The sequence below is a fragment of the Streptomyces sp. NPDC047085 genome, from assembly GCF_040643735.1.
Lineage (GTDB): Bacteria > Actinomycetota > Actinomycetes > Streptomycetales > Streptomycetaceae > Streptomyces.
In genome coordinates this window covers 538,458-564,953 of the sequence record NZ_JBEYUW010000003.1, presented here as the reverse complement: position 1 = coordinate 564,953, position 26,496 = coordinate 538,458, and the positions used below count along the sequence as shown (strand labels likewise).

The window sequence follows — 26,496 nt, the reverse complement described above, 5'->3', positions numbered from 1 at the left end:
CGCTCGGTCACACGTTGAAGCGGAACTCCACCACGTCGCCGTCCTGCATGACGTACTCCTTGCCCTCCATGCGGGCCTTGCCCTTGGCGCGGGCTTCGGCGACGGAGCCGGTCTCGACCAGGTCGTCGAAGGAGATGACCTCGGCCTTGATGAAGCCCTTCTGGAAGTCGGTGTGGATCACGCCGGCGGCCTCGGGGGCGGTGGCGCCCTTCTTGATGGTCCAGGCGCGGGACTCCTTGGGGCCGGCCGTCAGGTAGGTCTGCAGGCCGAGGGTGTCGAAGCCGACGCGGGCGAGGGTGGCGAGGCCCGGCTCGTGCTGGCCGACGGACTCCAGCAGCTCCAGGGCCTCGTCCTCGTCCAGCTCGGCGAGGTCGGCCTCCAGCTTGGCGTTCAGGAAGATCGCCTCGGCGGGGGCGACCAGGGCGCGCTGCTCGTTCTTGAAGTCGTCGTCGGTCAGTTCGTCCTCGTCGACGTTGAAGACGTAGAGGAAGGGCTTGGTCGTGAGGAGGTGCAGGTCGTGCAGGAGCTCCGCGCGCTCGGTGCCCTGGACGATGCCCTGGGAGAAGAGGGTGTCGCCCTTCTCCAGGATCTCCTTGGCCTCCTCGACGGCCTTGACCTTCGGCGCGACGTCCTTCTTGATCCGCGACTCCTTCTGGAGGCGGGGCAGGACCTTCTCGATGGTCTGGAGGTCGGCGAGGATCAGCTCGGTGTTGATCGTCTCGATGTCGTCCTTCGGCGAGACCTTGCCGTCGACGTGCACGACGTTCTCGTCCTTGAAGGCGCGGATGACCTGGCAGATCGCGTCGGACTCGCGGATGTTCGCGAGGAACTTGTTGCCCAGGCCCTCGCCCTCGGAGGCGCCGCGCACGATGCCGGCGATGTCGACGAAGTCCACCGTGGCCGGAAGGAGGCGCTCGGAGCCGAAGATCGACGCCAGCTTGGCGAGGCGGGAGTCGGGGACGCCGACCACGCCGACGTTGGGCTCGATCGTGGCGAACGGGTAGTTGGCCGCCAGCACGTCGTTCTTGGTCAGGGCGTTGAACAGGGTCGACTTGCCGACATTGGGCAGGCCGACGATTCCGATCGTGAGCGACACGTTGCGACTTCCCGTAGATGAGTGGGCCAGGGGGTGGGTGCCAGGGGCCAGAGACCGACACTGGCCGATCCACCAGTTTACGGCGTCCACGCCGGGCGGCTCCCGGGAGCGTCGAACGTCCGGCCAAGCTCTCCTCATCGGCGTGTCTGATGGGCGATTCGGCACATAAACAGACCTAAGTTGGTCCAATGGAGCAGCACAGAACGCGACCCCCGAACGACGGATCGCGACGCGGCACGCCGCCACCCGCGCACCTGCCGCCCCAGGCGCGGCGCCGCGCGGCCGACGTACGCAGGCCGTCCGACGTGCGCAGGCCGTCCGAGGTACGCCGCCCGGCCGACGTGCGCCGCCCCGCTCCGGCGGCGCAGCGGGACCCGCGGCGGGTCAGGGTCGCCCGGCCGGTGCCGCCCGGCCGGCGGCTGCCGAACCCCCGGCTCACCGGGCTCGGCGGGGGCCTGTTCTGCATGGCGGCCATGTTCCTGCTCGGCTGCCTGGACCAGGTGCTGTTCGGGGCGTCCCTGACGGTGTACGGGGTGCTGTTCCTGCCGGTGTGCGTGGCGACCGCGCTGTGGGTGCGCGGCAGCGACCTGCTGACCGCGCCGGTCGTCGTCCCCATCGCCTTCGCCGTGGGCCTGTTCCCGGTCGCCGACGGCAGCGCGGGGCTGCTCAGCCGGATGATGGGCCTGGTCACCGGGCTCGCCACGCAGGCGGGCTGGCTGTACGGGGGGACACTGGCCGCCGGGGTGATCGTGCTCGTACGCCGGGTGCGGTGGGTACGGAGGCGCCGGCGCCGCGGCTGAGCGACGGGCGGCCACCACCGGGCCGAGGCCCCGTCCCGCAAGCCCCTGCGGCCCGGCAAGGCCCCACCCCGCTGCTCGGCAAGCCCCCTGCGGCCCGACCCCGGCCCCCCTGCGGCCCGGCCCCGCTGCCGCCCGGCAAGCCCCTGCGGCCCGGCAAGGCCTCACCCCGCTGCTCGGCAAGCCCCCTGCGGCACGCCCCCGGCCCCCTGCGGCCCGGCCCCGCCGCCGCCCGGCAAGCCCCTGCGGCCCGGCAAGGCCTCACCCCGCTGCTCGGCAAGCCCCCTGCGGCACGCCCCCGGCCCCCCTGCGGCCCGGCCCCGCTGCCGCACGGCAAGCCCCTGCTGCCCGGCTACCCCTGGCCACCCTGCTGCATCTGGGACGCCCGCATCGCCGCTCCGACGATCCCCGCGTTGTTCTGCAGCTGCGCCGGCACGATCTCGGCCTTGACGCCCTCGATGAGCGGCAGGAACTTGTCGGCCTTGCGGCTGACCCCGCCGCCGACGATGAACAGCTCGGGCGAGAACAGCATCTCCACGTGGGCCAGGTACTTGCGCACGCGGCGCGCCCAGTGCTCCCAGGTGAGGTTCTCGTCCTCCTTGGCCTTGCTGGAGGCCCGCTTCTCCGCGTCGTGACCGCTCAGCTCCAGGTGGCCCAGCTCGGTGTTGGGGACCAGGACGCCGTCGACGAAGACGGCGCTGCCGATGCCGGTGCCGAAGGTGAGCAGGATGACGGTGCCCTGCCGGTCGCGGCCGGCGCCGAACTGCATCTCGGCGACGCCCGCCGCGTCCGCGTCGTTGACCACCGTCACCGGCAGGCCGCCCAGCCGGTCGCCGAACAGGGCACGCGCGTCCGTGTCGATCCAGCTCTTGTCGACGTTGGCAGCCGTACGGATCATGGCGCCGCCGGTGACCACTCCCGGGAAGGTCAGGCCCACCGGACCCGTCCAGCCGAAGTGGTCGATCACCTGCTTCACGCCGTCGGCCACGCCGTCGGGCGTCGCCGGGTGCGGGGTGAGCACCTTGCACCGCTCCTGGGCCAGGTCGCCCTTCTCCAGGTCCACTGGGGCACCCTTGATGCCGGATCCGCCGATGTCCACGCCGAAGATCTGCATGGCCCCACGTTACGACGCACGACGGACAGTCACGTCCTGGACGTACGGGACGACGTCCAGGACGTGGAAACGGTCACGCGTCCGCCGTACCCGATCCACCGCGCTCGGCGACCAGGGCGGCCGCCTCGTCGCGCAGGTCACGGCGGAGTTCCTTGGGCAGCGAGAACGTGATGGACTCCTCCGCCGCCTTGACCAGCTCGACGTCGCCGTAGCCGCGCTCGGCGAGCCACTCCAGGACCTGCTCGACCAGGACCTCCGGGACGGAGGCGCCGGAGGTGACGCCGACCGTGGTGACGCCCTCCAGCCAGGCCTCGTCGATCTCGCTCGCGAAGTCCACCAGGTGGGCGTCCCGGGCGCCGGCCAGCTTGGCGACCTCGACCAGGCGCTTGGAGTTGGAGGAGTTGCGCGAGCCGACCACGATGACCAGCTCGGCCTCGGCACCCATCTGCTTCACGGCGAGCTGGCGGTTCTGGGTGGCGTAGCAGATGTCGTCGCTGGGCGGGGAGACGAGGCCCGGGAACTTCGCCTTCAGGGCGTCGACGGTCTCCATCGTCTCGTCCACGGAGAGGGTGGTCTGGGACAGCCAGACCACCTTCGACTCGTCGCGGACCTGGACCTTGGCGACGTCCTCGGGGCCGTCGACCAGCTGGATGTGGTCGGGGGCCTCGCCGGAGGTGCCGATGACCTCCTCGTGGCCCTCGTGGCCGATCAGGAGGATGTCGTAGTCCTCGTTGGCGTAGCGGACGGCTTCCTTGTGGACCTTGGTGACCAGGGGGCAGGTCGCGTCGATGGTGGCGAGACGGCCGCGCGCGGCCTCCTCGTGGACGACGGGTGCCACGCCGTGCGCGGAGAACATGACGATGTTCCCCGGCGGCACCTCCTCCGTCCGCTCGACGAAGATGGCGCCCTTCTTCTCCAGGGTCTGCACGACGTACTTGTTGTGGACGATCTCGTGCCGGACGTAGATCGGGGCCCCGTACTGTTCCAGGGCCTTCTCGACGGCGATCACGGCGCGGTCCACACCGGCGCAGTAGCCTCGAGGGGCGGCGAGCAGGACACGGCGGCCAGGCGAAGCGGTCATGGGACCCATCGTAAGGCCGCGTTCGAGGGCGCCGAGATCGCGTGCCGGTCCCGTTCCGGGATGACGCGGGCGCATGTCCGACACCGGCCGCGACCCGGGGGCAGGCCGCGGGGCGACGGCGGGGCGGGTTGTCGGTGGGGGCCGTTACGCTCGGCGCATGGCTGTGAACACGTCGCCCGAAGCGCCGCTCCCGGTCGGTGAGGTCTCCCGGCTCATCGGGGGCTGGATCGACCGGCTCGGGGCGGTGTGGGTCGAGGGGCAGATCACGCAGTTGTCGCGGCGGCCGGGCGCCGGGGTCGTGTTCCTGACCCTGCGGGATCCGTCGTACGACATCTCGGTCAGCGTGACGTGCTACCGGCAGGTGTTCGACGCCGTCGCCGATGTCGTCGGCGAGGGCGCCCGTGTCGTCGTGCTCGCCAAGCCGGAGTGGTACGCGCCCCGGGGGCAGCTGTCGTTGCGGGCCGCCGAGATCCGGCCCGTGGGCGTCGGCGAGCTGCTGGCGCGGTTGGAGCAGCTGAAGAAGGCGCTCGCGGCGGAGGGGCTGTTCGCGGCGGAGCGGAAGAAGCCGCTGCCGTTTCTGCCCCAGCTGATCGGGCTGGTCTGCGGCCGGGCCTCCGCGGCGGAGCGGGACGTGCTGGAGAACGCCCGGCACCGCTGGCCCGCCGTCCGCTTCGAGGTGCGCAATGTCCCGGTGCAGGGCGTGCACGCCGTCCCGCAGGTCGTGCAGGCCGTGAAGGAGCTGGACGCGATCGAGGACGTGGACGTGATCATCGTCGCGCGCGGTGGCGGCAGCGTGGAGGACCTGCTGCCCTTCTCCGACGAGCAGCTGGTGCGGGCGGTGGCGGAGTGCCGTACGCCCGTCGTCTCCGCCATCGGGCACGAACCGGACAACCCGCTGCTGGACCACGTCGCCGACCTGCGCGCCTCCACGCCCACCGACGCGGCCAAGAAGGTCGTACCGGACGTGGGCGAGGAGTTCGAGCGGGTGCGGCTGCTGCGGAACCGGGCGCGGCGGTGCGTGGGGGCGTTCCTGGAGCGGGAGGAGCGGGGGCTCGCGCACGCGCTGGCCCGGCCTTCGATAGAGGACCCGCACCGGATGATCGACGAGCGTGCCGACCACGTCTCCTCGCTGCTGGACCGCGGCCGGCGCACCCTCGGCCACCTCCTGGACCGCGCCGACTCCGAGCTGACGCACACGCACGCGCGCGTGGTGGCCCTCTCCCCCGCCGCCACGCTCAAGCGGGGTTACGCGGTGCTGCAGAGGGCCGACGGGCACGTGGTGCGCGATCCGGAGGAAGTGACGGAGGGCGAGGCGCTGCGGGCGCGGGTCGCCGAGGGTGAGTTCACGGTTCGTGTCGATGGCTGATGGCCGCTGTCTAGGGTGGGTGGATGACCAGCAAGGTGGATGAGGCGCTCTCGTACGAGCAGGCGCGGGACGAGTTGATCGAGGTCGTACGGCGGCTGGAGGCCGGCGGTACGACGCTGGAGGAGTCCCTGGCGCTGTGGGAGCGCGGCGAGGAGCTGGCCAAGGTGTGCCGGCGCTGGCTGGAGGGGGCGCGGGCCCGCCTGGACGCGGCGCTGGCCGAGGAGGAGGCGGAGGAGGCCGCGCAGGCCGAGGGGGAGGGCGAGTAGGCAGCGCGTGGGGCGATGCGGTGGATCAATCAGCACCGTCCAGCGGATCTGCGCTGTGAAGCGGCTCACCACACCCCGGTTTTTGTTGAAGGTTGAACATACCTCGCGTAGGTTCGTCACCGTCAGCCGGCCCTGTCCGTCACGGGCCGGACGCGCACCCCGAGGAAGTCACGCATGTCTCTCGTTCTTGACCCCGCCGCCCAGGACCTGCTGTTCCGCGAGGCCCGCACCGCGAACGCCTTCACCGACGAGCCGGTGACCGACGAGCAGGTCCAGGCGATCTACGACCTGGTCAAGTACGGCCCCACCGCCTTCAACCAGACCCCGCTGCGCATCACGCTGGTCCGCTCTTCCGAGGCCCGCGAGCGCCTGGTGCAGCACATGGCCGAGGGCAACCAGGCCAAGACCGCCACCGCCCCGCTCGTCGCGATCCTCTCCGCGGACAACGAGTTCCACGAGGAGCTGCCCGCCCTGTTCCCGGCCTTCCCGCAGGCCAAGGACGTCTTCTTCGCCGAGCGCCCGGCCCGCGAGGGCTCCGCCGCGATGAACGCCGCCCTGCAGGCCGCCTACTTCATCGTCGGCGTCCGCGCAGCCGGCCTGGCCGCCGGCCCGATGACCGGCTTCGACTTCGAGGGCGTCCGCAAGGAGTTCCTGGACGACGACCACACCCCGCTGATGGTCGTCAACATCGGCAAGCCGGGCCCGGACGCCTGGTACCCGCGCTCGCCGCGCCTGGCCTTCGACGACGTCGTCACGACCGTCTGAGCCCCCGCGCCCCCACACCCCCACGAGAAGAGGCCCCCGGCAGTGCCGGGGGCCTCTTCTCATGTCTCGTGCGCCGAGCGCTCACTTCAACTGCAGCGCCGTCGCCATCTTCGTCAGCCGGTCGAAGGACGCGGTGCCCGCGACCACCGTGGTGGAGCCGGGGGTGTCCTCCAGGACGAGGGCGTCGTAGCGGCCACCCGTGTAGCGGGTCCAGGTACGGCCGTCGATCCGCTCGGTCCGCTTCGTCGCCGAGCCGCCCTGGCTGGCCTGGTCGATGACGTCGGCGCGCTTCTCGGTGGACTGCTCGATCTGCACGTACTGGCCGTCGGGGTCCTGGAACCCGAGGTGCCAGCGGTCGCCCTCGTCGCCCTGGAAGCGTACGGAGGTCGCCTTCCAGGTACTCGGCAGTCCCTCGGGTGCCGCCACCGGGTAGCTCGCCGCACGCCGTGCCGTGAGCAGCTCGACCCGGTAGTCGACCCTCTTGATGTCGGGAGCGTGATCGTCGTGCGGGACGAAGACGTAGATGACCGCCGCCGCGATTCCGATCACGGCCAGGGAGAGGATCATGTCCCGGACCGTCTTCTGCTTGCCGTACGTACCTGCCACGCCCCCTATCGTCGCAGGTGCCCGGAGCGCTCATCCGTGGGGTCCCCTGCTCATTTTGTCTGCCTAACGATAGAGTCGGAGTTCAACACCCTCATCCGGCCGTCGTCGTATCAGAAAGGTGCGCTCCGATGACCGAAAATCACCACCTGCCGTCCGAGCTCGACGTACCCTCCGAGGCTCCCGACCGGAACCTCGCCCTGGAGCTCGTCCGGGTCACCGAAGCCGCGGCGATGGCCGCGGGCCGCTGGGTCGGGCGCGGTGACAAGAACGGCGCCGACGGCGCCGCGGTGCGCGCCATGCGGACCCTCGTCTCCACCGTGTCGATGAACGGCGTCGTCGTCATCGGCGAGGGCGAGAAGGACGAGGCCCCGATGCTCTTCAACGGGGAGCGGGTGGGCGACGGCACCGGGCCCGAGGTCGACATCGCCGTCGACCCGATCGACGGCACCACGCTGACCGCCAAGGGCATGCCCAACGCGATCGCCGTCCTCGCGGCCGCCGAGCGCGGCGCCATGTTCGACCCGTCCGCCGTGTTCTACATGGACAAGCTGGTCACCGGCCCGGAGGCGGCCGACTTCGTCGACATCGACGCGCCCGTGGCCGTGAACATCCGCCGGATCGCCAAGGCGAAGAAGTCCACGCCGGAGGGCGTCACCGTCGTCATCCTCGACCGGCCGCGGCACGAGGGCCTGATCAAGGAGGTCCGGGAGGCCGGCGCCCGGATCAAGCTGATCTCCGACGGTGACGTCGCCGGCTCGATCTACGCGCTGCGCGAGGGCACCGGCGTCGACCTGCTGCTCGGCATCGGCGGCACGCCCGAGGGCATCATCTCGGCCTGTGCCGTGAAGTGCCTGGGCGGCACCATCCAGGGCAAGCTGTGGCCGAAGGACGACGAGGAGCGGGCCCGGGCGATCGACGCCGGGCACGATCTCGACCGGGTGCTGACGACCGAGGACCTGGTGAAGGGCGAGAACGTGTTCTTCGTCGCCACCGGCATCACCGACGGTGAGCTGCTGCGCGGCGTGCGGTACCGGTCCGAGACGGCGACGACCGACTCCATCGTGATGCGGTCCAAGTCCGGGACCGTGCGGAGGATCGACTCCGAGCACCGGCTGAGCAAGCTCCGGGCCTACAGCGCGATCGACTTCGACCGGGCCAAGTAACAACCGACGGGCCAGGCAACACCTGGCCTGCCGCATGGCAATGGGCGCCCTCTGTGCGGAGAGGGCGCCCATCGTCGTGTCTACGGCCTGCCTCAGCCCGCCATGCGGTTCGCCGCTGCCCTCGCCGTCTTCTTCAGCTCGACCTCGCGCCGGCGGCGCCTCGCCAGGACCACGCGGCGTTCGGCCGCGGTGAGGCCGCCCCAGACGCCGTAGGGCTCGGGCTGGAGGAGGGCGTGTTCGCGACACTCGACCATGACGGGGCAGCGGGCGCAGACGCGCTTGGCCGCCTCCTCACGGGAGAGCCGGGCGGCGGTGGGCTCCTTCGACGGGGCGAAGAAGAGGCCGGCCTCGTCTCGCCGGCACACCGCGTCGGTGTGCCACGGTGTGTCCTGGTCCCTGTCGCGTGCTGGCACCCGCTGGGCCGGAACGGCAGCTACCTGCAAGGACGAGATCGGCGGTTGCAGCACGGTCTACTCCTGACGACGGCTTCGCGAGCGAGAGACGATGCAGCAAGCCCTACCCGCTGTACGCGCGCCTATGCACAGCGTTTCCAACCGCGGGCGTGCAGATGGCGCGTTCACGCCCCCCGTCGGCGGTCCACCGGCCGTCAGCGGTCCAGGTGTTTGCGCAGCTTCTTGTCGAGCTTCTCCTGGACCCGCTCCTGCACCCGCTCGTGGACCCGCTCCAGGATGTCCGCCACGCGCTTGCCGCGCCTCGGGCGCGCCTCGACGTTGCCGAGCACGGCCCAGCCGTCGACGTAGACCACGGGCGCGTCGGACTCGACCGAGTCGAGGGTGTCGACCTCGAAGTTGCCGAGGACACCGCCGCCGGTGCCGCGCAGCGTCACGTTCTCGGGGACGCGGATCTGGACGTCGCCGAAGACCGAGACGGCCTTGATCACGACCTGCTGGTACTCGAAGATCGCCTCGCTGAGGTCGATCTCGACGCTGCCGAAGACCGCGTACGCGTGCAGCCGGCGCCCGGCGCGCCAGCGGCCCCGGCGCATGGCGCTGCTGAAGACGGCCACCACGCTGGCGTCGGCCTCGTCGGGGATCGTGCCGGGCGCCGGGCGGGGCGGGACCGGCGCGTAGGCGGGGGCGGTCGCCTGCTGGTGGGCGGCGGGCAGATCGCGGATGAAGGCGTCCAGCTCGCCGACCGTCTTGGTGTGCAGCACCCCCTCCACGCGCTCGGCGTGCTCCTCGGCGGTCAGCCGGCCCTCGGCCAGGGCCTCGCGGAGGATGTCGGCGACACGGTCACGGTCGGCGTCCGAGGCGCGCAGGTCGGACACGCGCGGCGCGGTGTCCGGCGCGGTGTCCTGGGGCTGGGCGTGCTTCTGAAGGTCCACGACAGCAGCGTACCGAAACGCGATAGATCGCGACTAGGGGGTGTGGACGGCGCGCGTGTCCGATGATCGCGCCGAGTGAGCCTTACCTCACAGGTTCCGCGCCGTCGGCAGGTTCTACGCTGGTGAGGCCCGCCAGCGTCGGCGGGCGCCGTCCGTAGAGTGAGGAATGGGCTGAGATGCCTGAGTTCGCGTACACCGATCTGCTTCCCCAGGGAGAGGACACCACCCCCTACCGGCTGGTGACCTCGGAGGGCGTGTCCACCGTCGAGGGACCGGACGGGCGCACGTTCCTCAAGGTGGAGCCGGAGGCGCTGCGCAAGCTGGCCGAGGAGGCCATCCACGACATCCAGCACTACCTGCGGCCCGCCCACCTGGCCCAGCTGCGGCGCATCATCGACGACCCCGAGGCGTCGTCCAACGACAAGTTCGTCGCCCTGGACCTGCTGAAGAACGCGAACATCGCAGCGGCCGGCGTGCTCCCGATGTGCCAGGACACCGGCACCGCGATCGTCATGGGCAAGCGCGGCCAGAACGTCCTCACCGAAGGTGAGGACGAGAGGCACCTCTCGCACGGCATCTACGACGCCTACACCAAGCTCAACCTGCGCTACTCGCAGATGGCTCCGCTCACGATGTGGGAGGAGAAGAACACCGGCTCGAACCTGCCGGCGCAGATCGAGCTGTACGCCACGGACGGCGGCGCCTACAAGTTCCTGTTCATGGCGAAGGGCGGCGGCTCGGCCAACAAGTCCTTCCTGTACCAGGAGACGAAGGCCGTCCTGAACGAGGCCTCCATGATGAAGTTCCTGGAGGAGAAGATCCGTTCGCTCGGTACGGCCGCGTGCCCGCCGTACCACCTGGCGATCGTCGTCGGCGGTACGAGCGCCGAATACGCGCTGAAGACCGCGAAGTACGCCTCCGCGCACTACCTGGACGAGCTGCCCGCCGAGGGCTCGCCGCTCGGTCACGGCTTCCGGGACAAGGAGCTGGAGGAGAAGGTCTTCGAGCTGACGCAGAAGATCGGCATCGGCGCGCAGTTCGGCGGCAAGTACTTCTGCCACGACGTCCGCGTGGTCCGCCTCCCCCGCCACGGCGCCTCCTGCCCGGTCGCGATCGCCGTCTCCTGCTCGGCCGACCGCCAGGCCGTCGCCAAGATCACCGCCGAGGGCGTCTTCCTGGAGCAGCTGGAGACCGACCCGGCGCGCTTCCTGCCGGAGACGACCGACGAGCACCTGGACGAGTCCTCCGACGTGGTGAAGATCGACCTCAACCAGCCGATGGACACCATCCTCGCCGAGCTGACCAAGTACCCGGTGAAGACCCGGCTCTCGCTGACCGGCCCGCTGGTCGTGGCCCGCGACATCGCGCATGCCAAGATCAAGGAGCGGCTGGACGCGGGCGAGGAGATGCCGCAGTACCTGAAGGACCACCCGGTGTACTACGCGGGTCCGGCGAAGACCCCCGAGGGCTACGCCTCCGGCTCCTTCGGTCCGACGACGGCCGGCCGCATGGACTCCTACGTGGAGCAGTTCCAGGCGGCGGGCGGCTCCAAGGTGATGCTCGCCAAGGGCAACCGGTCGAAGCAGGTCACCGACGCGTGCGACGCCCACGGCGGCTTCTACCTCGGCTCCATCGGCGGCCCCGCCGCCCGTCTCGCCCAGGACTGCATCAAGAAGGTCGAGGTCCTGGAGTACGAGGAGCTGGGCATGGAGGCGGTCTGGAAGATCGAGGTCGAGGACTTCCCGGCGTTCATCGTCGTGGACGACAAGGGCAACGACTTCTTCCAGGACCCGGCGCCTCAGCCGACGTTCACGTCGATCCCGGTGCGGGGTCCCGGGCTGGCGTGACACCCGCGGTGTGGCGGGGGACGGTTCTCGCCCCCGCCGCCCCTGCCCGTCCCCTCTCCGTCAAACGCCGGACGGGCCGACAACCCAGGTCACGAACGACGACCAGGCCGACGCGCCGAACACCAACGCCGGGCCGTGCGGGGCCTTTGAGTCGCGGACGGGGAGGCCGTGGGGGTGGTGGTCCAGCACTTCGAGGCAGCTGCCCTCGTTCCCGCCGCTGTACGACGACTTGCGCCAGCCCTTCAGTGCGGAGGCGTCGGGAATTACGTGCTGCTCAGTCATGGTGACCGTATTCCTTCGCGATCGACCGCATCAGAGCCAGCGACTCCTTCTGCGGGAGAGCATCTCCAAGCACGAGATCGTAGGCGCCCCGAATTCGCTCGACCAGGGCCGGTTCGTCGTGCAGCGTGCCCGCGAAGGCGCCTTCCTCATAGGCGGCCGGAGGCTGATCCTCGAACCACATCAGGGTGACCATGCCACCGAGCAGCGGGTGGCCTCCATGCCCCATCGGCACGATGTGCAGCCGGATCCGCTCAGCCTCGACCAGCCGTCCGAGGTGCTCGAGCTGACCCGCCATCACTTCCGGCCCGCCGATCTGCCGCCGCAACACGACCTCGTCGAACAGTGCCCAGACCATCGGCGCGCGGGGGTTCTCGAGGATCCGCGCCCGGTCGATTCGTGTGGCCACAGCTTGCGCACGCTCCTCCCCGACCAGCGGCGGGAAGGACGTATCCCGGAACACCGCATGCGCGTACGCCTCCGTCTGGAGAATCCCAGGAACGAACGACAGCGCGAACTCCCGGATGACCGACGCCTGTTGCTCCAACGCCATCGCCGCCTCGAAATGCGCCGCAACCGGTCTCCGCTCACTCCCCGGCCGGAAACTGGTCAGCGCGCCCCGCGTACCCAGCACCCCGTCCAGCCTCCGCGCGTCCTCCTGAGACGGCACCCTCCTCCCCGCCTCGATGTGCGCGATGTGCGTCCGCGACATGATCGCCGCCTCCGCCAACTCCTGCTGCGTCAGCCCCGCCGTCTCCCGCTGCTGTCGGAGCCAGTCACCGTACGCAGAACCCACGACGTACCCCCTTGCGGTCGATCACTCACTCAGCGTAACGAACGGGAACAACCCGGCGTGCCCGATCGCTATAACCGCCATGAGCGACTACCGCATCGAGCACGACTCCATGGGCGAGGTCCGCGTCCCCGCCACCGCCAAGTGGCGCGCACAGACGCAGCGTGCCGTCGAGAACTTCCCGATCTCCGGACAGCGACTGGAACGCGCCCACATCGCGGCGCTGGCCCGGATCAAGGGCGCCGCCGCCAAGGTGAACGCCGAACTCGGCGTACTCGACAAGGAGACGGCCGACGCGATCCAGGAGGCCGCCGCAGAGGTCGCCGAGGGCAGGTGGGACGACCACTTCCCGGTCGACGTCTTCCAGACCGGCTCCGGCACGTCGTCCAACATGAACACCAACGAGGTGGTCGCGACGCTGGCGAGCGAGCGGCTCGGCCGGGACGTGCACCCGAACGACCACGTCAACGCCTCCCAGTCGTCCAACGACGTCTTCCCGTCCTCGATCCACATCGCCGCTACGGCCGCCGTCACCCATGACCTGATCCCCGCCCTCGACCACCTGGCCGCCTCGCTGACGCGCAAGTCCGAGGAGTTCACCGACGTCGTGAAGTCGGGGCGTACGCACCTCATGGACGCCACGCCCGTGACCCTCGGGCAGGAGTTCGGCGGGTACGCGGCCCAGGTGCGGTACGGCGTCGAGCGGCTGAAGGCCTCCCTCCCCCGGCTGGCCGAACTCCCCCTCGGCGGCACCGCCGTCGGCACCGGGATCAACACCCCGCCCGGGTTCTCCGCCGCCGTGATCGAGGAGGTCGCCCGGGTCACCGGGCTGCCGCTGACCGAGGCCCGCGACCACTTCGAGGCGCAGGGCGCCCGGGACGGGATCGTGGAGACCAGCGGGCAGCTGCGGACCATCGCGGTCGGGCTGACGAAGATCGCCAACGATCTGCGCTGGATGGCGTCCGGTCCGCGCACCGGGCTCGCCGAGATCCGGCTGCCCGACCTCCAGCCGGGCTCCTCGATCATGCCGGGCAAGGTCAACCCGGTGATCCCCGAGGCCGTGCTCATGGTCGCCGCCCAGGTGATCGGCAACGACGCGACCATCGCCACCGCCGGCGCCTCCGGGAACTTCGAGCTGAACGTGATGCTCCCGGTCATCGCGAAGAACATCCTCGAATCCGTCCGGCTGCTCGCCAACGTGTCGCGACTGCTGGCCGACCGGACCGTCGACGGCATCGAGGCCGACCGTGAACGGGCCCGTGAGTACGCCGAGTCGTCCCCCTCCGTGGTGACCCCGCTGAACAAGTACATCGGCTACGAGGAGGCCGCGAAGGTCGCCAAGAAGTCCCTCGCCGAGCGCAGGACGATCCGCGAAGTCGTCCTGGAGGGCGGCTACGTGGAGCGCGGCGACCTCACTCTGGAACAGCTGGACGAGGCGCTGGACGTGCTGCGGATGACCCGCCCGTAGCGCGTCCGTAGCGTGCTCGCAGCCGCGAGCGAATCTTTCCGGCCACCTGCCCGCAACCGTGACCCGCGCCGCAGCGTCGTATGCCTAGGCCACCTAATATCTGTCCATGACGGACGACGGAGCGGTGAGACGAGTGGAAGCGGGCCCTGCGACCTACTGGACCCCCGGGAGCCAGATCCTGTGGCGGTACCGGGAGAACGCCGGCGATCACGTCCACATCGCGCGGCCCGTCACTGTCGTCCGGGACGACAAGGAGCTGCTCGCGGTGTGGCTCGCCCCCGGCACGGAATGCGTGAAGCCCGTGCTGACCGACGGCACGCCCGTGCACGTGGAGCCGCTGGAGTCCCGCTACACCAAGCCGCGCACGGTGCAGCGGGACCGCTGGTTCGGCACCGGTGTGCTCAAGCTGGCGCGGCCCGGCGAGCCGTGGTCGGTGTGGCTGTTCTGGGAGCCGGGCTGGCGGTTCAAGAACTGGTACGTCAACCTTGAGCAGCCGTTGGTCCGTTGGGCGCACGGTGTGGACTCCGAGGATCACTTCCTGGACATCTCCGTGCACCCGGACCGCAGTTGGCACTGGCGTGACGAGGACGAGTTCGCGCAGGCCCAGCGGGACGGGCTGATGGACGCGGGGACCGCCGAGCGGGTGCGGGCGGCCGGCGGGGCCGCGGTGGACGTGATCCGCGCCTGGGGTTCGCCGTTCGCGGACGGCTGGCAGCACTGGCGCCCGGATCCGTCCTGGGCGGTACCGTCACTCCCCGAGGACTGGGACCGTACGCCCGTGCACATGTCCTCATGAGACCCTTGATGCGCCCCCGGACCACAACCGTAGGATCGTCCTCCGCAAGGGCGCTGAGTTGTAACTCCCGGAGCATGCGCCGGGCTTGACCGAACGTCACCGAGGGGCGGCAGGACGTGAGCGAGGGGTACGAGGGCAAGACGGAGGCGGGCCCTGCGGGCTTCGCCGCCGGCACACGAGCAACCTCTGACCACGCGGGAATTCCGTTCCTGGGGCACGTATTCCGGGTATCGGGATTTCGGCGGGACCAACTGCGCGCCGGGCGCGCAGCCCCGGACGGATGGATTCGACACGCGTGACGGAGCAGCCCACCTCCTACGAACGCCCCCAGCCGGGCGTCGACCCCGCGGAGACCCGCGGGGCGCTCCTGCGTACCCCGGATCCGCTCGGCCCCTCGGCCTTACCGGCACAGGCGCGAGCGGACGGCCCACCCTCCGGTCCGGGGACGACAGCGCCCTGCGGCAAGGGGAACAAGGGCAAGAACCAGGGGAAGGAGCCCCCAGTCAACGGCCCCGAGCACTCCCAGCCGGCCACCGCGGAGTCCGGCACCCATCGGCCGCGTCCGGCGGAGGCCATTCCTCCGCAGCCGGGCGCCGAGCAGGAGCGGGCGCCGGGCGGCCAGGAGCGCCGTACCGGGCGGGGTCTGCCGCCGGGGCGGCCGATGCCGATGCGCCGCGACGGGGACCGGCTCCGGTTCGTGGGCGCGGCGACCCGGCGGATCGCCCGCGGCATCGATCTGGACGAGATCGTGATGGGGCTGTGCCGGGCCACCGTGCCGACGTTCTCGGACGCGATCCTGGTCTATCTGCGCGACCCGCTGCCGGTCGGCGACGAGCGGCCCACCGGCCCGGTGGTGCTGCGGCTGCGCCGCGCCGACCGGATACCGGACGAGCGGGGCGCCGAGGGCCAGCTGCCGCCGCTGTTCCCGGAGCCGGAGCCGGACCCCTCGGGCCTGGCCGCGTTCTCCGGGCCGTCGGCGGTGACCGCCGAGCTGTGCGAGGTGCGGCCGGGCGGCGCGCTCAACGAGGTGCTGCGCGGGGTGCGGCCGGTGTTCGCCGACACCCCCGGCGCGCGTGCCGCGCTGCCGGAACTGCTGGGCGAGGACGGTGAGTCGCTGGTCCCGGGCGGGCAGCACGCGATCCTCGCGCCGCTGCGCGGCCGGCGCCGGGTGATCGGCGCGGCGCTGTTCCTGCGCCGCCCGGAGCGGCTCGCGTTCGAGGCGGACGACCTGCTGGTGGCGGCGCAGCTGGCCACGCACAGCGCGCTCGGCATCGACAAGGCGGTGCTGTACGGCCGGGAGGCGTACATCGCCGACGAGTTGCAGCGCACCATGCTGCCCGAGACGCTGCCGCATCCGACGGGGGTGCGGCTGGCCTCGCGCTATCTGCCGGCCGCGGAGACGGCGCGGGTGGGCGGCGACTGGTACGACGCGATCCCGCTGCCGGGCAGCAGGGTGGCGCTGGTCGTCGGTGACGTCATGGGGCACTCCATGACCTCGGCGGCGATCATGGGCCAGCTGCGCACGACGGCGCAGACCCTGGCCGGGCTCGACCTGCCCCCGCAGGAGGTGCTGCACCACCTGGACGAGCAGGCGCAGCGGCTCGGCACCGACCGCATGGCGACCTGCCTGTACGCGGTCTACGACCCGGTCACGCACCGCATCACGATCGCCAACGCCGGTCATCCGCCGCCGGTCCTGCTGCATCTGGGCGGCCGGGCCGAAGTGCTGCGGGTGCCGCCGGGGGCGCCGATCGGGGTCGGCGGTGTCGACTTCGAGGCGGTCGAGCTGGACGCGCCCGCCGGGGCGACGCTGCTCCTCTACACCGACGGCCTGGTGGAGTCCCGGCTGCGGGACGTGTGGACCGGCATAGAGCAGTTGCGGGAGAAGCTGGCCGCGACCGCGCAGCTGACCGGTCCCGATCATCCGCCGCCGCTGGAGGCCCTCTGCGACGAGGTGCTGGACATGCTCGGGCCGGGCGACCGGGACGACGACATCGCGCTGCTCGCGGCCCGCTTCGACGGGATCGCGCCGAGCGATGTGGCGTACTGGACGCTGGAGCCGGAGGACGCGGCCCCCGGCAAGGCGCGTCGGCATGCCCGGAAGGCGCTGTCCCGCTGGGGTCTGGAGGACCTGACGGACTCGGTGGAGCTGCTGGTCAGCGAGGTGGTCACGAACGCGGTGCGGTACGCCGAGCGTCCGGTGACCCTGCGGCTGCTGCGCACGGACGTGCTGCGCTGCGAGGTCGGCGACGACGTGCCTCAGCTGCCGCGGCTGCGCCAGGCCCGCGCCACCGACGAGGGCGGCCGGGGTCTGTACCTGGTCAACAAGATGGCTCGGCGCTGGGGCGCGACCCGGCTGTCCACCGGGAAGGTGGTCTGGTTCGAGCTGAACCGGAGCTGACCTCCGCCGACAGGTGGTGTGACGACGCGAAGGGCGCCCGGCGTGTGCCGGGCGCCCTTCGCTGTGCCCTGTGTGGACCGTGGGCCGTGTTACTGAATCTGGCCGTCGGGGTTCAACGGTTCCTCGGGCGAGGTGCCCGTCGTCGGCAGCCCGGTGGTCGGCGTCTGCGTCGGAGTCTGCGTGGGCGGTGTCTGGGTCGGGGTGGTGGTCGTCGGCGTCTGCGACGGCGTCCGGGTCGGCGGCTCGGACGTCGGCGCTTCAGTGGTCGGCGTCTGCGACGGCGTCTCGGTCGGGGACTCGCTGTACGTCGGCGTGTCCGTCGGCTCGACGGCGGCGCCCTGGGTGGTGTTCAGGTCGAACTTGGCCGCGTCGGTCACGCCGAAGGTGTAGGCCGCCCAGATCTTGGCGGGCGGACCGCCGCCGTTGACGCGGCCGCCGCCCATCGCGCCCTTGAGCGAGACATGGGCGAACTTCTTGATCGGCTGTCCCTCGCAGCTGGTGCCGCCGTCCTTGGCCGCCTCGCCGAACAGTCCGACGGAGGTGACCAGGTCCGGGGTGTAGCCGGTGAACCAGGCCGAGCGGTTGCAGTCGGAGGTACCCGTCTTGCCGGCCACCTGCTGGCCGTCGCGCAGCGGGTTCCGCGCCACCGAGTCCCGGGCCGTACCGTCGTCGACCACGCCGGTCAGCACGGAGGTGACGGTGTCGGCGGCGGTGCGGCTGATCACCTGGCTGCCGATCGGGTCGGGCATCTCGACGGAGTGGTCCTTCTGCTCCGCCGACTTCACGATGCTGGGGGTCACCTTGTAGCCGTGGTTGTCGAAGGTGGCGTAGATGCCGGCCATCTCCAGCGGGCTGGCCCCCATCGAGCCGAGGGTCTGGGCGGGCACCGCCTGCATGCCCTCGGTGTCCATGCCGAGTTCCTTGGCCGTGTCCATGACCTTGGGCATGCCCACGTCCACACCCATCTGGGCGAAGACGGAGTTGACGGAGTTGTTCATCGCCTTCTGGACGGTGATCTTCCCGTAGCTGCGTTCGTCCTCGTTGGGCGGGGCGAAGCCGACCTTGCTGCCGTGGTCGAGGACCGGGCGGCGGTTGGTGCCGTCGTAGACGGTGTCGGCGTTGATGGGCTTGTCGTTCTGCGTGGTGGCCTGGTCCTCCAGCGCGGCGGCGAGGATGACCGGCTTGAACGTCGAGGCGGGCTGGAAGTCCTTGCGGGTGACGTTGCTCTGCCAGTGCTTGAAGTAGTCCGTGCCGCCGTACAGGGCGACGATCCGGCCCGTCTTGGGGTCGACGGACACGGCGCCGGCCTGGACGTCACCGTCGACCTTGCGCTTCTTCGGGTCCAGCTTGCTGGTCAGCTCGGCCTTGACGGCCTTCTCCAGCGCCGCCTGCTTCTTCGGGTCGATGTTCAGGGTGATGGTCCAGCCCTGGTCCTCGACCTTGGCGGCCGCCTCGGACCGGGTGAGGCCCTCGTCCTTCATCAGCTTCTGTTCGAGCTGGGAGTTGGCGAGGGAGACCAGGTAGCCCTTCTGGCCCTCCATGCCGGGGGCACCCTTGGGCTCCTTGGGGAAGGGGAACTTCATGCCCTGGCGCTCGGACTGGTCGAGCCAGCCCTCCTTGACCATGTTGTCCAGGACGTAGTTCCAGCGTGCCGTCACCAGACGCTTGCCGGTGGGGCTCGCGGCCGCCCAGTCGTACTGACTCGGCGCCTGGAGCAGCGCCGCCAGGTAGGCGCCCTGCGCGACCGAGAGCCTCTGGGCGTCGACGCCGTAGTAGGCCTGCGCGGCGGCCTGGATGCCGTAGGCGCCGCGGCCGTAGTAGCTGGTGTTGATGTAGCCCGCGAGGATCTCGTCCTTGGACTTCTCCCGCTCGACCTTGAGCGAGATGACCAGTTCCTTGAGCTTGCGGGTGACGGTCTGGTCCTGGTTCAGGTAGTAGTTCTTGACGTACTGCTGGGTGATCGTCGAGCCGCCCTGCTTGCCCTTGCCGGACAGCGTGTTGACCAGGCCGCGGGCGGTGCCCTTGAGGTCGACGCCGGGGTCGCTGTAGAAGGACTTGTTCTCGGCGGCGACGAAGGTCAGCTGGACCTTCCGCGGCACCTTCGACAGGTCGACGATCTCGCGGTTGACCTCGCCGTCGCGCGCCAGGATCGAGCCGTCGCTGTACTTGTAGACGTTGCTCTGGCGCTGGGCGGCGATGTTGCCCTTGTTTGGGACGTCGACCGACATGTACAGGACGATGAAGCCGCCGATGCACAGCAGGCAGAAGCCGAAGAACGTGCCGAGGATCTTCTTCCAGGTGAAGAGCCGGCGTATTCGGCCCTTGGGGGGCTTGCCGGACGCCGCGGTCGCCGGGGACCCCGAGCGTCGCCTGGGCGCCGCGCGGTGGCCGCCGCGCTGCCGCGCTCGTCTCTCTTCCGCTCGTCCCATGGGTCTCTTGGCTCCGCTTCCGTGTCGGGGTCAGCTCCGAAAGCTAACACCCGCCTCTATGACAAAGGGCGTCTGATCCGCTCTTTTACGGACGTGAGAATCAGCACCCGCCCCAAGGGAACCGACGGCTCCCGCTGCCGCAGGGTTGCCTGACGATCGGATTCCGCTTGGCCGGCGGTTCACCGTGGGCTGTTGCGGAACTATGACACGGGGCGTATACACACCGCGTATACACCGTGTGTAGAGTGCGGGCATGTCCATCGGTCACACCCTCCTAGGACTCCTGGAGTCCGGCCCCCGACACGGCTACGACCTGAAGCGGGCCTTTGACGAGAAGTTCGGTCACGACCGGCCGCTGCACTACGGCCAGGTCTACTCGACCATGTCCCGGCTGCTGAAGAACGGGCTCGTGGAAGTCGACGGGATCGAGACGGGCGGCGGACCCGAGCGCAAGCGGTACGCCATCACCGACGCCGGCGTCACCGACGTCGAGCGCTGGCTCGCCACCCCGGAGAAGCCGGAGGAGTACCTCCAGTCGACGCTGTACACCAAGGTCGTCCTCGCGCTGCTGACCCACCGGAACGCGGCCGACATCCTCGACACCCAGCGCGCCGAGCACCTGCGCAGCATGCGGATCCTCACCGACCGCAAGCGCAAGGGCGACCTCGCCGACCAGCTGATCTGCGACCACGCCCTGTTCCATCTGGAGGCGGACCTGCGCTGGCTGGAACTGACCGCCGCGCGCCTCGACAAGCTCAGCGCGGAGGTGGCCCGATGACTCCCCCGCCCGGCTCCCTGCTCGCCGCCGAGGACCTGCGCAAGGCCTACGGCCCCACGGTCGCCCTGGACGGCGCCGCGTTCTCCATCCACCCCGGCGAGGTCGTCGCCGTGATGGGCCCCTCCGGGTCCGGCAAGTCCACCCTGCTGCACTGCCTCGCCGGGATCGTGCCGCCCGACTCGGGTTCGATCACCTATGCCGGCCGTGAGCTGGCGACCATGTCCGACGCCGAGCGCAGCGCGCTCCGGCGCAGCGAGTTCGGGTTCGTCTTCCAGTTCGGGCAGCTCGTACCGGAGCTGACCTGCGTGGAGAACGTGGCGCTGCCGCTCAGGCTGAACGGCACCTCCCGCAAGGCGGCCGAGCAGGCTGCACTGGGCTGGATGGAGCGGCTCGAGGTCGACGACCTGAAGGGCAAGCGGCCCGGCGAGGTCTCCGGCGGCCAGGGGCAGCGGGTCGCGGTGGCGCGGGCGCTGGTCACCGGGCCCCGGGTGCTGTTCGCCGACGAGCCGACCGGCGCGCTGGACTCGCTCAACGGCGAGCGCGTGATGGAACTGCTGACGGACGCGGCCCGCTCGACCAACGCGGCCGTCGTCCTCGTCACGCACGAGGCCCGGGTCGCCGCCTACTCCGACCGCGAGATCGTCGTACGCGACGGGAAGTCCCGGGACATGGAGCGCGCCATATGAACGTGCGGCAGTGGTCGCGGGACCTCGGCATGGGGGCCCGGTTCGCCTTCGCCGGCGGGCGCGAGGGGTGGGTCCGGATGCTGCTGACCGCGGTCGGCGTCGGACTGGGCGTCGCGCTGTTGCTGCTGACGACCGCGCTGCCGAACGTGTTCACCATGCGCGACCGGGTCGGGAACGCCCGCTACGACTACTCCTCCTCCAGCACCGCCCCGCCCAAGGCCGACAACACCCTGCTGCTCGCGTCGACCGACACCACATGGCACTCGAAGGACGTCCGGGGCCGGCTCCTCGAACCCGAGGGCGCGCGGGCGCCGCTGCCGCCGGGCCTCGACCGCTTCCCGGGCCCGGGCGAGATGGTGGTCTCGCCCGCGCTGAAGGAACTGCTCTCCTCCGACGGCGCGAAGCTGCTGCGCGAGCGGCTGCCGTACCGGATCACCGGCACGATCGGCGAGAGCGGCCTCATCGGCTCGCACGAGCTGGCGTACTACGCGGGCGCCCGGGGCATGCACCCCGGGGACGGGGGCTCGCGGGTGGAGCGGCTGACCGCGTTCGGTGTTCCGCACCCGACGTCCGAGAAGGCCGACCCGGTGCTGATCATGATGGTCCTGGTCGTGTTCGTCGTCCTGCTGATGCCGGTGGCGGTGTTCATCGCCGCGGCCGTGCGCTTCGGCGGCGAGCGGCGCGACCGCAGGCTGGCCGCGCTGCGACTGGTGGGCTCCGACAGTCGGATGATCCGGCGGATCGCGGCCGGCGAGGCACTGGCCGGGGCCCTGCTCGGGCTGGTCGTCGGTACGGGGTTCTTCCTGGTCGGGCGCCAGGTGGCGGGCTCGGTGGAGATCCTGGGCGAGAGCGTGTTCCCCAGCTACCTCGACCCCTCCCCCGCGCTCGCCCTGCTGGTCGCGGTGGCGGTCCCGGCCGCCGCCGTCCTGGTCACGCTGTTCGCGATGCGCGGGGTGGTCGTCGAGCCGCTCGGCGTGGTCCGCACGGCCAAGCCGGCGCGCCGGCGCCTGTGGTGGCGGCTGCTGCTGCCCCTGGCCGGCCTCGCGGCGCTCTACCCGATGGTCGGCCAGGGCCGGGAGAACGGGAACTTCAACGAGTACCTCGTCGTCGGCGGCGTGATGCTGCTGCTGGTCGGCGTGACCGCGCTGCTGCCGTGGGTCGTGGAGCGGGTCGTCGCCCGGCTGGGCGCGGGCTCGGTGTCCTGGCAACTGGCGGTACGACGGCTGCAGTTGAGCAGCGGTACGGCGGCCCGCATGGTCAACGGCATCGCGGTGGCGGTCGCCGGGGCGATCGCGCTGCAGATGCTCTTCGCGGGCGTGCAGAGCCAGTACACCAAGGACACCGGCCGGGACACCGGCCGGGCACAGATGCAGATCGACCTGGACCGTACGGGCCGACTGGCCGACGTGGAGCGGGAGTTCGACCACACCAAGGGCGTGCGGGTCTCGGTCGCCCTGGCCGGCGGATCGTATTCGGAGAAGCGTCTCGACCCCGACCAGAACATCAGTCTGACCATGGGCGACTGCGCGGCCCTGCGCGAGGTGGCCCATCTGCCGTCGTGCCGGGACGGCGACGCGTTCGCGCTGCGCGACACGGCGGACGACGCCACGGCACGCGCCATGATGCGGCCCGGCCGGCACGTGTACATCGACGCCTCGTACGGTGACGGGACGCGCGGCGGTGAGGTCACGTGGACCGTTCCGGCCGGCGTGCGGAAGGTGACCAGCCGCGAGGACTCCCTGCTGCACGGCGGTGGCGGCCTGCTGGTCACCCCGTCCGCCCTGCCCGCCAAGGCCCTGCCGACGCTGTACAACCAGGTCTACGTCCGGCTCGATCCGTCGGTGCCGGACGCGGAGGAGTACGTGCGGAACACCGCGGCGCGGGTGGACCCCCTCTCCAACGCGTGGCGCTGGTCGTCGACCGAGGAGTCCTCGAAGTTCGCCTCCCTGCGCACCGGCCTGTTCATCGGCGCGGCCTGCGTGCTGGCGCTGATCGGCGCGAGCCTGCTGGTCTCCCAGCTGGAACAGCTGCGCGAGCGGCGCAAGCTGCTGTCGTCGCTGGTCGCCTTCGGCACCCGGCGCCGCACCCTGGGCCTTTCGGTCCTGTGGCAGACGGCCGTCCCGATCGCCCTGGGCCTCCTGCTGGCCTCCCTGGTGGGCCTCGCCCTCGGTGCGGTCCTGCTCCGCATGGCGGCCACCCCGGTCACCGTGGACTGGGCAAGCGTCCTCTCCATGACCGGCTTCGGCGCGGCCGTCGTCCTGGCGGTAACCCTCCTCAGCCTCCCCCCACTGCTCCGCCTGATGCGCCCGGAGGGACTGCGGACGGAGTAGGCATGGGCACGAGGGCCCCTCTCCGGCACGGGGAAGGGGCCCTCGTGCCGTTCCGTCACAGGTTGTGTTCGCGGACGACCCTTCGGGACTGGGCGAAGAGCATGCCGACGTTGACGGATTTGCGGCAGACGACCACGGCGACGACGTCCTGCTGCTCGGTCATGCGGATGAACAGGTGGGTGAGGTTCTCACTGTTGACGAGGATCTCCTGGAAGAAGTGGGTGTCGTCGGCGATGCCCCGGCGCTCCTTGAACACGTCCTCGATCATCACGACCGTACGGCCCTGGAACAGGTCGAGGGTGGCGCCCGCCAGCAGGTCCAGCACCTCCGGCGGGTGGTTGTCGACCGTCTCGTACGACAGCAGCATGCCGGTCGACATGTCGACCACACCGGCCGCGACACAGTCCGGCGCGTCCGTGCGCAGTGACTTCACCAGGCTCATCACCTGGTCGGAAAAGCCCGGCGTCATCCGCTTCGTCGCCATGGTTCACACTCCCTCAGGGGTCTTGTCGGTGAGGATCGAGTCGATACGGTCCAGGGCCGGGTGGGTCGCCCGGTGCAGGCGGTCCACGTCCAGGCCCTCGTCGCCGAGCACCACCATCAGGGCGGTGTCGCCGACGGCGTAGTAGGCGACGCAGCCGTGGCTGCCGTAGGTCACCGTCTGCCGCAGCGCTCCGCGCGCGGTGGCCTCGGTGGTGCGGCGCGCGAGGCCCAGACCCGCGGCCGCGAGGGCGGCGAGGCCCTCGGGGTCGATCGTGTCCGTGGTGTCGGCGGCGATGAGTATGCCGTCGGCCGCCGCGAGCGCGGTGTCGGTTATTCCGGTGACCCGTTCTCGCAGCCCGCGCATCTCCCGCGCCAGGGCTTCGTGGTCCATTGTGGTGAACTCCCTCGTTTCTCAACTGGGTTCGGCCGCTACGGCCGACAACACGGCGTTCTCAATCGGCGGCGTGGTGCCGCAGGCGGAAGAACCCCCTCCAACTCGTCCCGCTCTTCGGCGGATCGAGAGCTTCGGTGATGCCGCTGGCGCCGGGATCACGGCGCGGCAGTTCGGCGGGGACGGGGGCCTGCTCGGGTGTGTGCTGCGGCGGGGGCGACGGCTCGCGCGGACGTACCAGGGGCGCCCGTGACGGCAGCCGGACCGGGATCTCGGCGGGCCGCGGAGCGCACTCCAGGATTCCCTCGCCGAGCATGCGCGCGATCTCCACGGTCACGGTGTAGACCCCGCGCCCGGTGCGGAAGGCGAGGTCGCGGGCGGTGCAGCGGCCGTCGGCGTGGGCGAACAGCTCCCGCTGCAGCGGGGAGAGCGGCCAGGCGGGCGGGGCCGCGGCGGGGCGGGGACGCTCCCGGTCCGGTCGCACGGGGTACGGCAGCCCGGCCAGGGCGGTCAGTTTGCGGACGGCTTCCTGGAGCAGCCGGGCGGGCGCCTCGCCGACGGCGATCGGGGCGTGCGGTTCGGTGCCGGTGACGCGTTCGCAGGCGTCGACCGTGCCCGCGAGGACGGCGAACGCCGCGTCCTGCAGGGCCATCACGCACACGACTCTGAGCTGGGCGGCCCCCGCGTAGCCGTGGGCGATCAGCCCGGCGGCCGGCCAGCTCGCCCCGTCGGACTCCCGTACGAGCCGGGCCCACTGCTCGCCGTCGATCCGGTCGGAGCGCAGCAGCAGCGCCTCGGGGCCGGGGGAGCCGGGGCTCGCCGCGGCGACGACGAGCCCGTCGCGGAGGTGGAAGGCACCGCCGGGGCTGCCGGACACCCGCAGTTCTCCGGTGAATCCCTCGCGCCCGCACTCGGTCAGCGCGTGGGCGAGCCGGCCGTAGCCGGCGCCGTCGAGGGCATTCCGAACGTCCGACATCACACCCCTTGGCTTTTCGCACAGACGCCTGACACGTCGCACCGAGGGGGTATGTGTATCAGTTCGGGGGCATATTTCAGCCGGGTATTTCCCGGCTGTCCTGAGCTGACAGAAGTTGGGCCTTCGAGGCGCTCATATCACCTTTGTTCGACACTCATTTGATCGATTTGATCAACCTGAGACCGGTCCTCGAGGACCCGTACCGGCAGCGGGTTCATGGCCTCGCGCAGCGCGGCCGCCAGTTCCCGGTACTCGGCGCCGCGGGCGGCGCCGCCGCGCATGGCGAGGGCGATACGGCGGCTCGGCGCGGGATCGGCGAACGCGCCGGTGAGGAGCTGGGTGCTGCGGGTCGTCTCCAGCTTCAGGGCGGTGCGCGGCAGCAGCGTGCAGCCGAGGCCGCCGGCGACGAGCTGGACCAGGGTGGAGAGTCCGGCCGCGGTGGTGGTGACCGGGGCGTTCTCGCGCCCGGCCTCCCGGCAGATGTCCAGGGCCTGGTCGCGCAGGCAGTGACCCTCGTCCAGGAGCAGCAGGTTCAGCTCCTTGAGCGCCTCGCGCGGGATGCCCTCGCGGCCGCCGAGCCAGTGGTCCAGCGGGGTGACGAGCACGAAGTCCTCGTCGAACAGCGGGAGTTCGACGACCCCGGGCACACCGAGCGGCACGGCCAGCAACAGCAGGTCGAGCCGTCCGGAGTTCAGGCCCTCGACGAGGCTCGCGGTCTGCTCCTCGTGCACCTGGAGGTCGAGCTGCGGGTACCGCTCGTGCACCAGCCGCAGCACGGTGGGCAGGAGATACGGCGCGACGGTCGGGATCACCCCGAGGCGCAGCGCCCCGGTGAACGGCGCCCGGACCGCCTCCGCCTCCTCCAGCAGCGCCCCGACCTCGTCCAGCACCGCCCGGGCCCGCACTGCGAGGCGCTCACCCGCGGGCGAGAGCAGCACCTTGCGCGTCGTACGCTCGAGCAGGGTGACACCCAGGGCCTCCTCCAGCGCCGAGACCGCGCCGGACAGGGCGGGCTGGCTCATGCCGATGGCGGCGGCCGCGTCCCGGAAGTGCAGGTGCTCGGCCACGGCGACGAAGGCCCGCAGCTGGGAGAGGCTCGGCTGCTTCCGCTTGCCGCTACTGACAGTCACTGATAACTACCTCCGATCAACATGACCGAGTGTAGCTATTTCCCTAATCAATGCACCCTGTGCCAACATCATCAGCGTCCAACCCATGGGAAACACCCTCAAAAGGGGTC

25 protein-coding genes are annotated in these 26,496 nt (G+C 70.9%); 12 read left to right on the top strand and 13 right to left on the bottom strand.

Annotated elements, in window-relative coordinates; genetic code table 11:
* Positions 1-7 precede the first annotated feature (7 nt).
* Complete coding sequence (gene ychF / locus ABZ865_RS13615) at positions 8-1,096, bottom strand: redox-regulated ATPase YchF (protein ID WP_361228634.1); 1,089 nt, start codon at positions 1,094-1,096, stop codon at positions 8-10.
* Positions 1,097-1,284: 188 nt separating this feature from the next.
* Between ychF and ABZ865_RS13610 the strand changes: the two genes are divergently transcribed.
* Entirely contained in the window at positions 1,285-1,896 is a 612-nt protein-coding gene (locus ABZ865_RS13610) for a DUF6542 domain-containing protein (RefSeq protein WP_361228631.1), read from the top strand.
* A gap of 349 nt (positions 1,897-2,245) precedes the next feature.
* Here the strand turns inward: ABZ865_RS13610 and ppgK are convergent, their stop codons facing one another.
* Both ppgK and ABZ865_RS13600 read right to left on the bottom strand, forming a co-directional pair.
* A complete protein-coding gene (gene ppgK, locus ABZ865_RS13605) occupies positions 2,246-3,007 on the bottom strand; it encodes a polyphosphate--glucose phosphotransferase (RefSeq protein WP_361228628.1) in 762 nt (253 codons plus the stop codon).
* 73 nt (positions 3,008-3,080) lie between these two features.
* Complete coding sequence (locus ABZ865_RS13600) at positions 3,081-4,097, bottom strand: 4-hydroxy-3-methylbut-2-enyl diphosphate reductase (RefSeq protein ID WP_361228625.1); 1,017 nt, start codon at positions 4,095-4,097, stop codon at positions 3,081-3,083.
* Positions 4,098-4,245: 148 nt separating this feature from the next.
* On the opposite strand from ABZ865_RS13600, the gene xseA reads away from it, so the two are divergent.
* The 3 genes from xseA to ABZ865_RS13585 all read left to right on the top strand — a co-directional run bounded on the left by xseA (position 4,246) and on the right by ABZ865_RS13585 (position 6,485).
* Positions 4,246-5,454, top strand: coding sequence for an exodeoxyribonuclease VII large subunit (gene xseA, locus ABZ865_RS13595; protein WP_361228622.1), 1,209 nt, complete (start codon positions 4,246-4,248; stop codon positions 5,452-5,454).
* Between the two features lie 23 nt (positions 5,455-5,477).
* On the top strand, positions 5,478-5,720 hold the full coding sequence (locus ABZ865_RS13590) for an exodeoxyribonuclease VII small subunit (protein WP_361228619.1): 243 nt from the start codon (positions 5,478-5,480) through the stop codon (positions 5,718-5,720).
* A gap of 174 nt (positions 5,721-5,894) precedes the next feature.
* Entirely contained in the window at positions 5,895-6,485 is a 591-nt protein-coding gene (locus ABZ865_RS13585; RefSeq protein ID WP_361228616.1) for a malonic semialdehyde reductase, read from the top strand.
* A gap of 81 nt (positions 6,486-6,566) precedes the next feature.
* Here the strand turns inward: ABZ865_RS13585 and ABZ865_RS13580 are convergent, their stop codons facing one another.
* Positions 6,567-7,091, bottom strand: coding sequence for a DUF4245 domain-containing protein (locus tag ABZ865_RS13580; protein ID WP_361228613.1), 525 nt, complete (start codon positions 7,089-7,091; stop codon positions 6,567-6,569).
* A gap of 128 nt (positions 7,092-7,219) precedes the next feature.
* On the opposite strand from ABZ865_RS13580, the gene glpX reads away from it, so the two are divergent.
* A complete protein-coding gene (gene glpX, locus ABZ865_RS13575) occupies positions 7,220-8,254 on the top strand; it encodes a class II fructose-bisphosphatase (protein WP_361228610.1) in 1,035 nt (344 codons plus the stop codon).
* A gap of 92 nt (positions 8,255-8,346) precedes the next feature.
* Here glpX and ABZ865_RS13570 read toward each other — a convergent pair whose 3' ends face one another.
* Positions 8,347-8,721, bottom strand: a complete 375-nt coding sequence (locus ABZ865_RS13570) for a WhiB family transcriptional regulator (protein WP_361228607.1) — start codon at positions 8,719-8,721, stop codon at positions 8,347-8,349.
* Positions 8,722-8,861: 140 nt separating this feature from the next.
* A complete protein-coding gene (locus ABZ865_RS13565; protein ID WP_361228605.1) occupies positions 8,862-9,599 on the bottom strand; it encodes a DUF1707 domain-containing protein in 738 nt (245 codons plus the stop codon).
* Between the two features lie 176 nt (positions 9,600-9,775).
* On the opposite strand from ABZ865_RS13565, the gene ABZ865_RS13560 reads away from it, so the two are divergent.
* On the top strand, positions 9,776-11,446 hold the full coding sequence (locus ABZ865_RS13560; RefSeq protein WP_361228602.1) for a fumarate hydratase: 1,671 nt from the start codon (positions 9,776-9,778) through the stop codon (positions 11,444-11,446).
* Between the two features lie 60 nt (positions 11,447-11,506).
* Here ABZ865_RS13560 and ABZ865_RS13555 read toward each other — a convergent pair whose 3' ends face one another.
* Together ABZ865_RS13555 and ABZ865_RS13550 are read right to left on the bottom strand one after the other, a co-directional pair.
* Positions 11,507-11,728 carry a DUF397 domain-containing protein gene (locus tag ABZ865_RS13555; RefSeq protein ID WP_361228599.1) on the bottom strand — a complete coding sequence of 74 codons (222 nt, stop codon included), beginning with the start codon at positions 11,726-11,728 and terminating at the stop codon, positions 11,507-11,509.
* Positions 11,721-12,521: a helix-turn-helix transcriptional regulator gene (locus tag ABZ865_RS13550; RefSeq protein WP_361228596.1), complete on the bottom strand. Its 801-nt coding sequence runs from the start codon at positions 12,519-12,521 to the stop codon at positions 11,721-11,723. The genes ABZ865_RS13555 and ABZ865_RS13550 overlap by 8 nt, the downstream gene beginning before the upstream one ends.
* A gap of 79 nt (positions 12,522-12,600) precedes the next feature.
* Here ABZ865_RS13550 and ABZ865_RS13545 point away from each other — a divergent pair, with 79 nt between their 5' ends.
* From ABZ865_RS13545 to ABZ865_RS13535, 3 genes are all read left to right on the top strand, one after another.
* Positions 12,601-13,986, top strand: a complete 1,386-nt coding sequence (locus ABZ865_RS13545; protein ID WP_361228593.1) for a class II fumarate hydratase — start codon at positions 12,601-12,603, stop codon at positions 13,984-13,986.
* Positions 13,987-14,092: 106 nt separating this feature from the next.
* Positions 14,093-14,782 (top strand): DUF402 domain-containing protein, encoded by a 690-nt coding sequence (locus tag ABZ865_RS13540; protein WP_361228590.1) that lies wholly within the window; start codon positions 14,093-14,095, stop codon positions 14,780-14,782.
* A gap of 295 nt (positions 14,783-15,077) precedes the next feature.
* Positions 15,078-17,183, top strand: a complete 2,106-nt coding sequence (locus ABZ865_RS13535; RefSeq protein ID WP_361228587.1) for a SpoIIE family protein phosphatase — start codon at positions 15,078-15,080, stop codon at positions 17,181-17,183.
* Between the two features lie 89 nt (positions 17,184-17,272).
* Here the strand turns inward: ABZ865_RS13535 and ABZ865_RS13530 are convergent, their stop codons facing one another.
* Positions 17,273-19,612, bottom strand: a complete 2,340-nt coding sequence (locus tag ABZ865_RS13530) for a transglycosylase domain-containing protein (RefSeq protein WP_361228584.1) — start codon at positions 19,610-19,612, stop codon at positions 17,273-17,275.
* 253 nt (positions 19,613-19,865) lie between these two features.
* Here ABZ865_RS13530 and ABZ865_RS13525 point away from each other — a divergent pair, with 253 nt between their 5' ends.
* The 3 genes from ABZ865_RS13525 to ABZ865_RS13515 are packed head-to-tail and all read left to right on the top strand — an operon-like array spanning position 19,866 to position 23,406.
* Positions 19,866-20,390, top strand: a complete 525-nt coding sequence (locus ABZ865_RS13525) for a PadR family transcriptional regulator (protein ID WP_361228582.1) — start codon at positions 19,866-19,868, stop codon at positions 20,388-20,390.
* Positions 20,387-21,076: an ABC transporter ATP-binding protein gene (locus ABZ865_RS13520; RefSeq protein ID WP_361228579.1), complete on the top strand. Its 690-nt coding sequence runs from the start codon at positions 20,387-20,389 to the stop codon at positions 21,074-21,076. The genes ABZ865_RS13525 and ABZ865_RS13520 overlap by 4 nt, the downstream gene beginning before the upstream one ends.
* Complete coding sequence (locus ABZ865_RS13515) at positions 21,073-23,406, top strand: FtsX-like permease family protein (RefSeq protein ID WP_361228576.1); 2,334 nt, start codon at positions 21,073-21,075, stop codon at positions 23,404-23,406. Before ABZ865_RS13520 ends, ABZ865_RS13515 begins: the two co-directional genes overlap by 4 nt.
* A gap of 55 nt (positions 23,407-23,461) precedes the next feature.
* Here ABZ865_RS13515 and ABZ865_RS13510 read toward each other — a convergent pair whose 3' ends face one another.
* The 4 genes from ABZ865_RS13510 to ABZ865_RS13495 form a co-directional block, all read right to left on the bottom strand.
* Entirely contained in the window at positions 23,462-23,890 is a 429-nt protein-coding gene (locus ABZ865_RS13510; RefSeq protein WP_361228573.1) for a hypothetical protein, read from the bottom strand.
* A gap of 3 nt (positions 23,891-23,893) precedes the next feature.
* Positions 23,894-24,280 (bottom strand): roadblock/LC7 domain-containing protein, encoded by a 387-nt coding sequence (locus ABZ865_RS13505; RefSeq protein ID WP_361228571.1) that lies wholly within the window; start codon positions 24,278-24,280, stop codon positions 23,894-23,896.
* Positions 24,281-24,341: 61 nt separating this feature from the next.
* Entirely contained in the window at positions 24,342-25,256 is a 915-nt protein-coding gene (locus ABZ865_RS13500) for a MarR family transcriptional regulator (protein WP_361228568.1), read from the bottom strand.
* A gap of 137 nt (positions 25,257-25,393) precedes the next feature.
* Positions 25,394-26,386 (bottom strand): LysR substrate-binding domain-containing protein, encoded by a 993-nt coding sequence (locus ABZ865_RS13495; RefSeq protein ID WP_361228565.1) that lies wholly within the window; start codon positions 26,384-26,386, stop codon positions 25,394-25,396.
* Positions 26,387-26,496: the final 110 nt, after the last annotated feature.

Coding starts and splice junctions, on each gene's coding strand:
- ABZ865_RS13545 (WP_361228593.1), top strand. CDS start 12,601: ATGAGCGACTACCGCATCGAGCACGACTCCATGGGCGAGGTCCGCGTC.
- ABZ865_RS13590 (WP_361228619.1), top strand. CDS start 5,478: ATGACCAGCAAGGTGGATGAGGCGCTCTCGTACGAGCAGGCGCGGGAC.
- ABZ865_RS13525 (WP_361228582.1), top strand. CDS start 19,866: ATGTCCATCGGTCACACCCTCCTAGGACTCCTGGAGTCCGGCCCCCGA.
- ABZ865_RS13610 (WP_361228631.1), top strand. CDS start 1,285: ATGGAGCAGCACAGAACGCGACCCCCGAACGACGGATCGCGACGCGGC.
- glpX (WP_361228610.1), top strand. CDS start 7,220: ATGACCGAAAATCACCACCTGCCGTCCGAGCTCGACGTACCCTCCGAG.
- ppgK (WP_361228628.1), bottom strand. CDS start 3,007: ATGCAGATCTTCGGCGTGGACATCGGCGGATCCGGCATCAAGGGTGCC.
- ABZ865_RS13600 (WP_361228625.1), bottom strand. CDS start 4,097: ATGGGTCCCATGACCGCTTCGCCTGGCCGCCGTGTCCTGCTCGCCGCC.
- ABZ865_RS13510 (WP_361228573.1), bottom strand. CDS start 23,890: ATGGCGACGAAGCGGATGACGCCGGGCTTTTCCGACCAGGTGATGAGC.
- ABZ865_RS13500 (WP_361228568.1), bottom strand. CDS start 25,256: ATGTCGGACGTTCGGAATGCCCTCGACGGCGCCGGCTACGGCCGGCTC.
- ABZ865_RS13505 (WP_361228571.1), bottom strand. CDS start 24,280: ATGGACCACGAAGCCCTGGCGCGGGAGATGCGCGGGCTGCGAGAACGG.
- ABZ865_RS13540 (WP_361228590.1), top strand. CDS start 14,093: ATGACGGACGACGGAGCGGTGAGACGAGTGGAAGCGGGCCCTGCGACC.
- ABZ865_RS13515 (WP_361228576.1), top strand. CDS start 21,073: ATGAACGTGCGGCAGTGGTCGCGGGACCTCGGCATGGGGGCCCGGTTC.
- ABZ865_RS13555 (WP_361228599.1), bottom strand. CDS start 11,728: ATGACTGAGCAGCACGTAATTCCCGACGCCTCCGCACTGAAGGGCTGG.
- ABZ865_RS13530 (WP_361228584.1), bottom strand. CDS start 19,612: ATGGGACGAGCGGAAGAGAGACGAGCGCGGCAGCGCGGCGGCCACCGC.
- ABZ865_RS13520 (WP_361228579.1), top strand. CDS start 20,387: ATGACTCCCCCGCCCGGCTCCCTGCTCGCCGCCGAGGACCTGCGCAAG.
- xseA (WP_361228622.1), top strand. CDS start 4,246: ATGGCTGTGAACACGTCGCCCGAAGCGCCGCTCCCGGTCGGTGAGGTC.
- ABZ865_RS13560 (WP_361228602.1), top strand. CDS start 9,776: ATGCCTGAGTTCGCGTACACCGATCTGCTTCCCCAGGGAGAGGACACC.
- ABZ865_RS13585 (WP_361228616.1), top strand. CDS start 5,895: ATGTCTCTCGTTCTTGACCCCGCCGCCCAGGACCTGCTGTTCCGCGAG.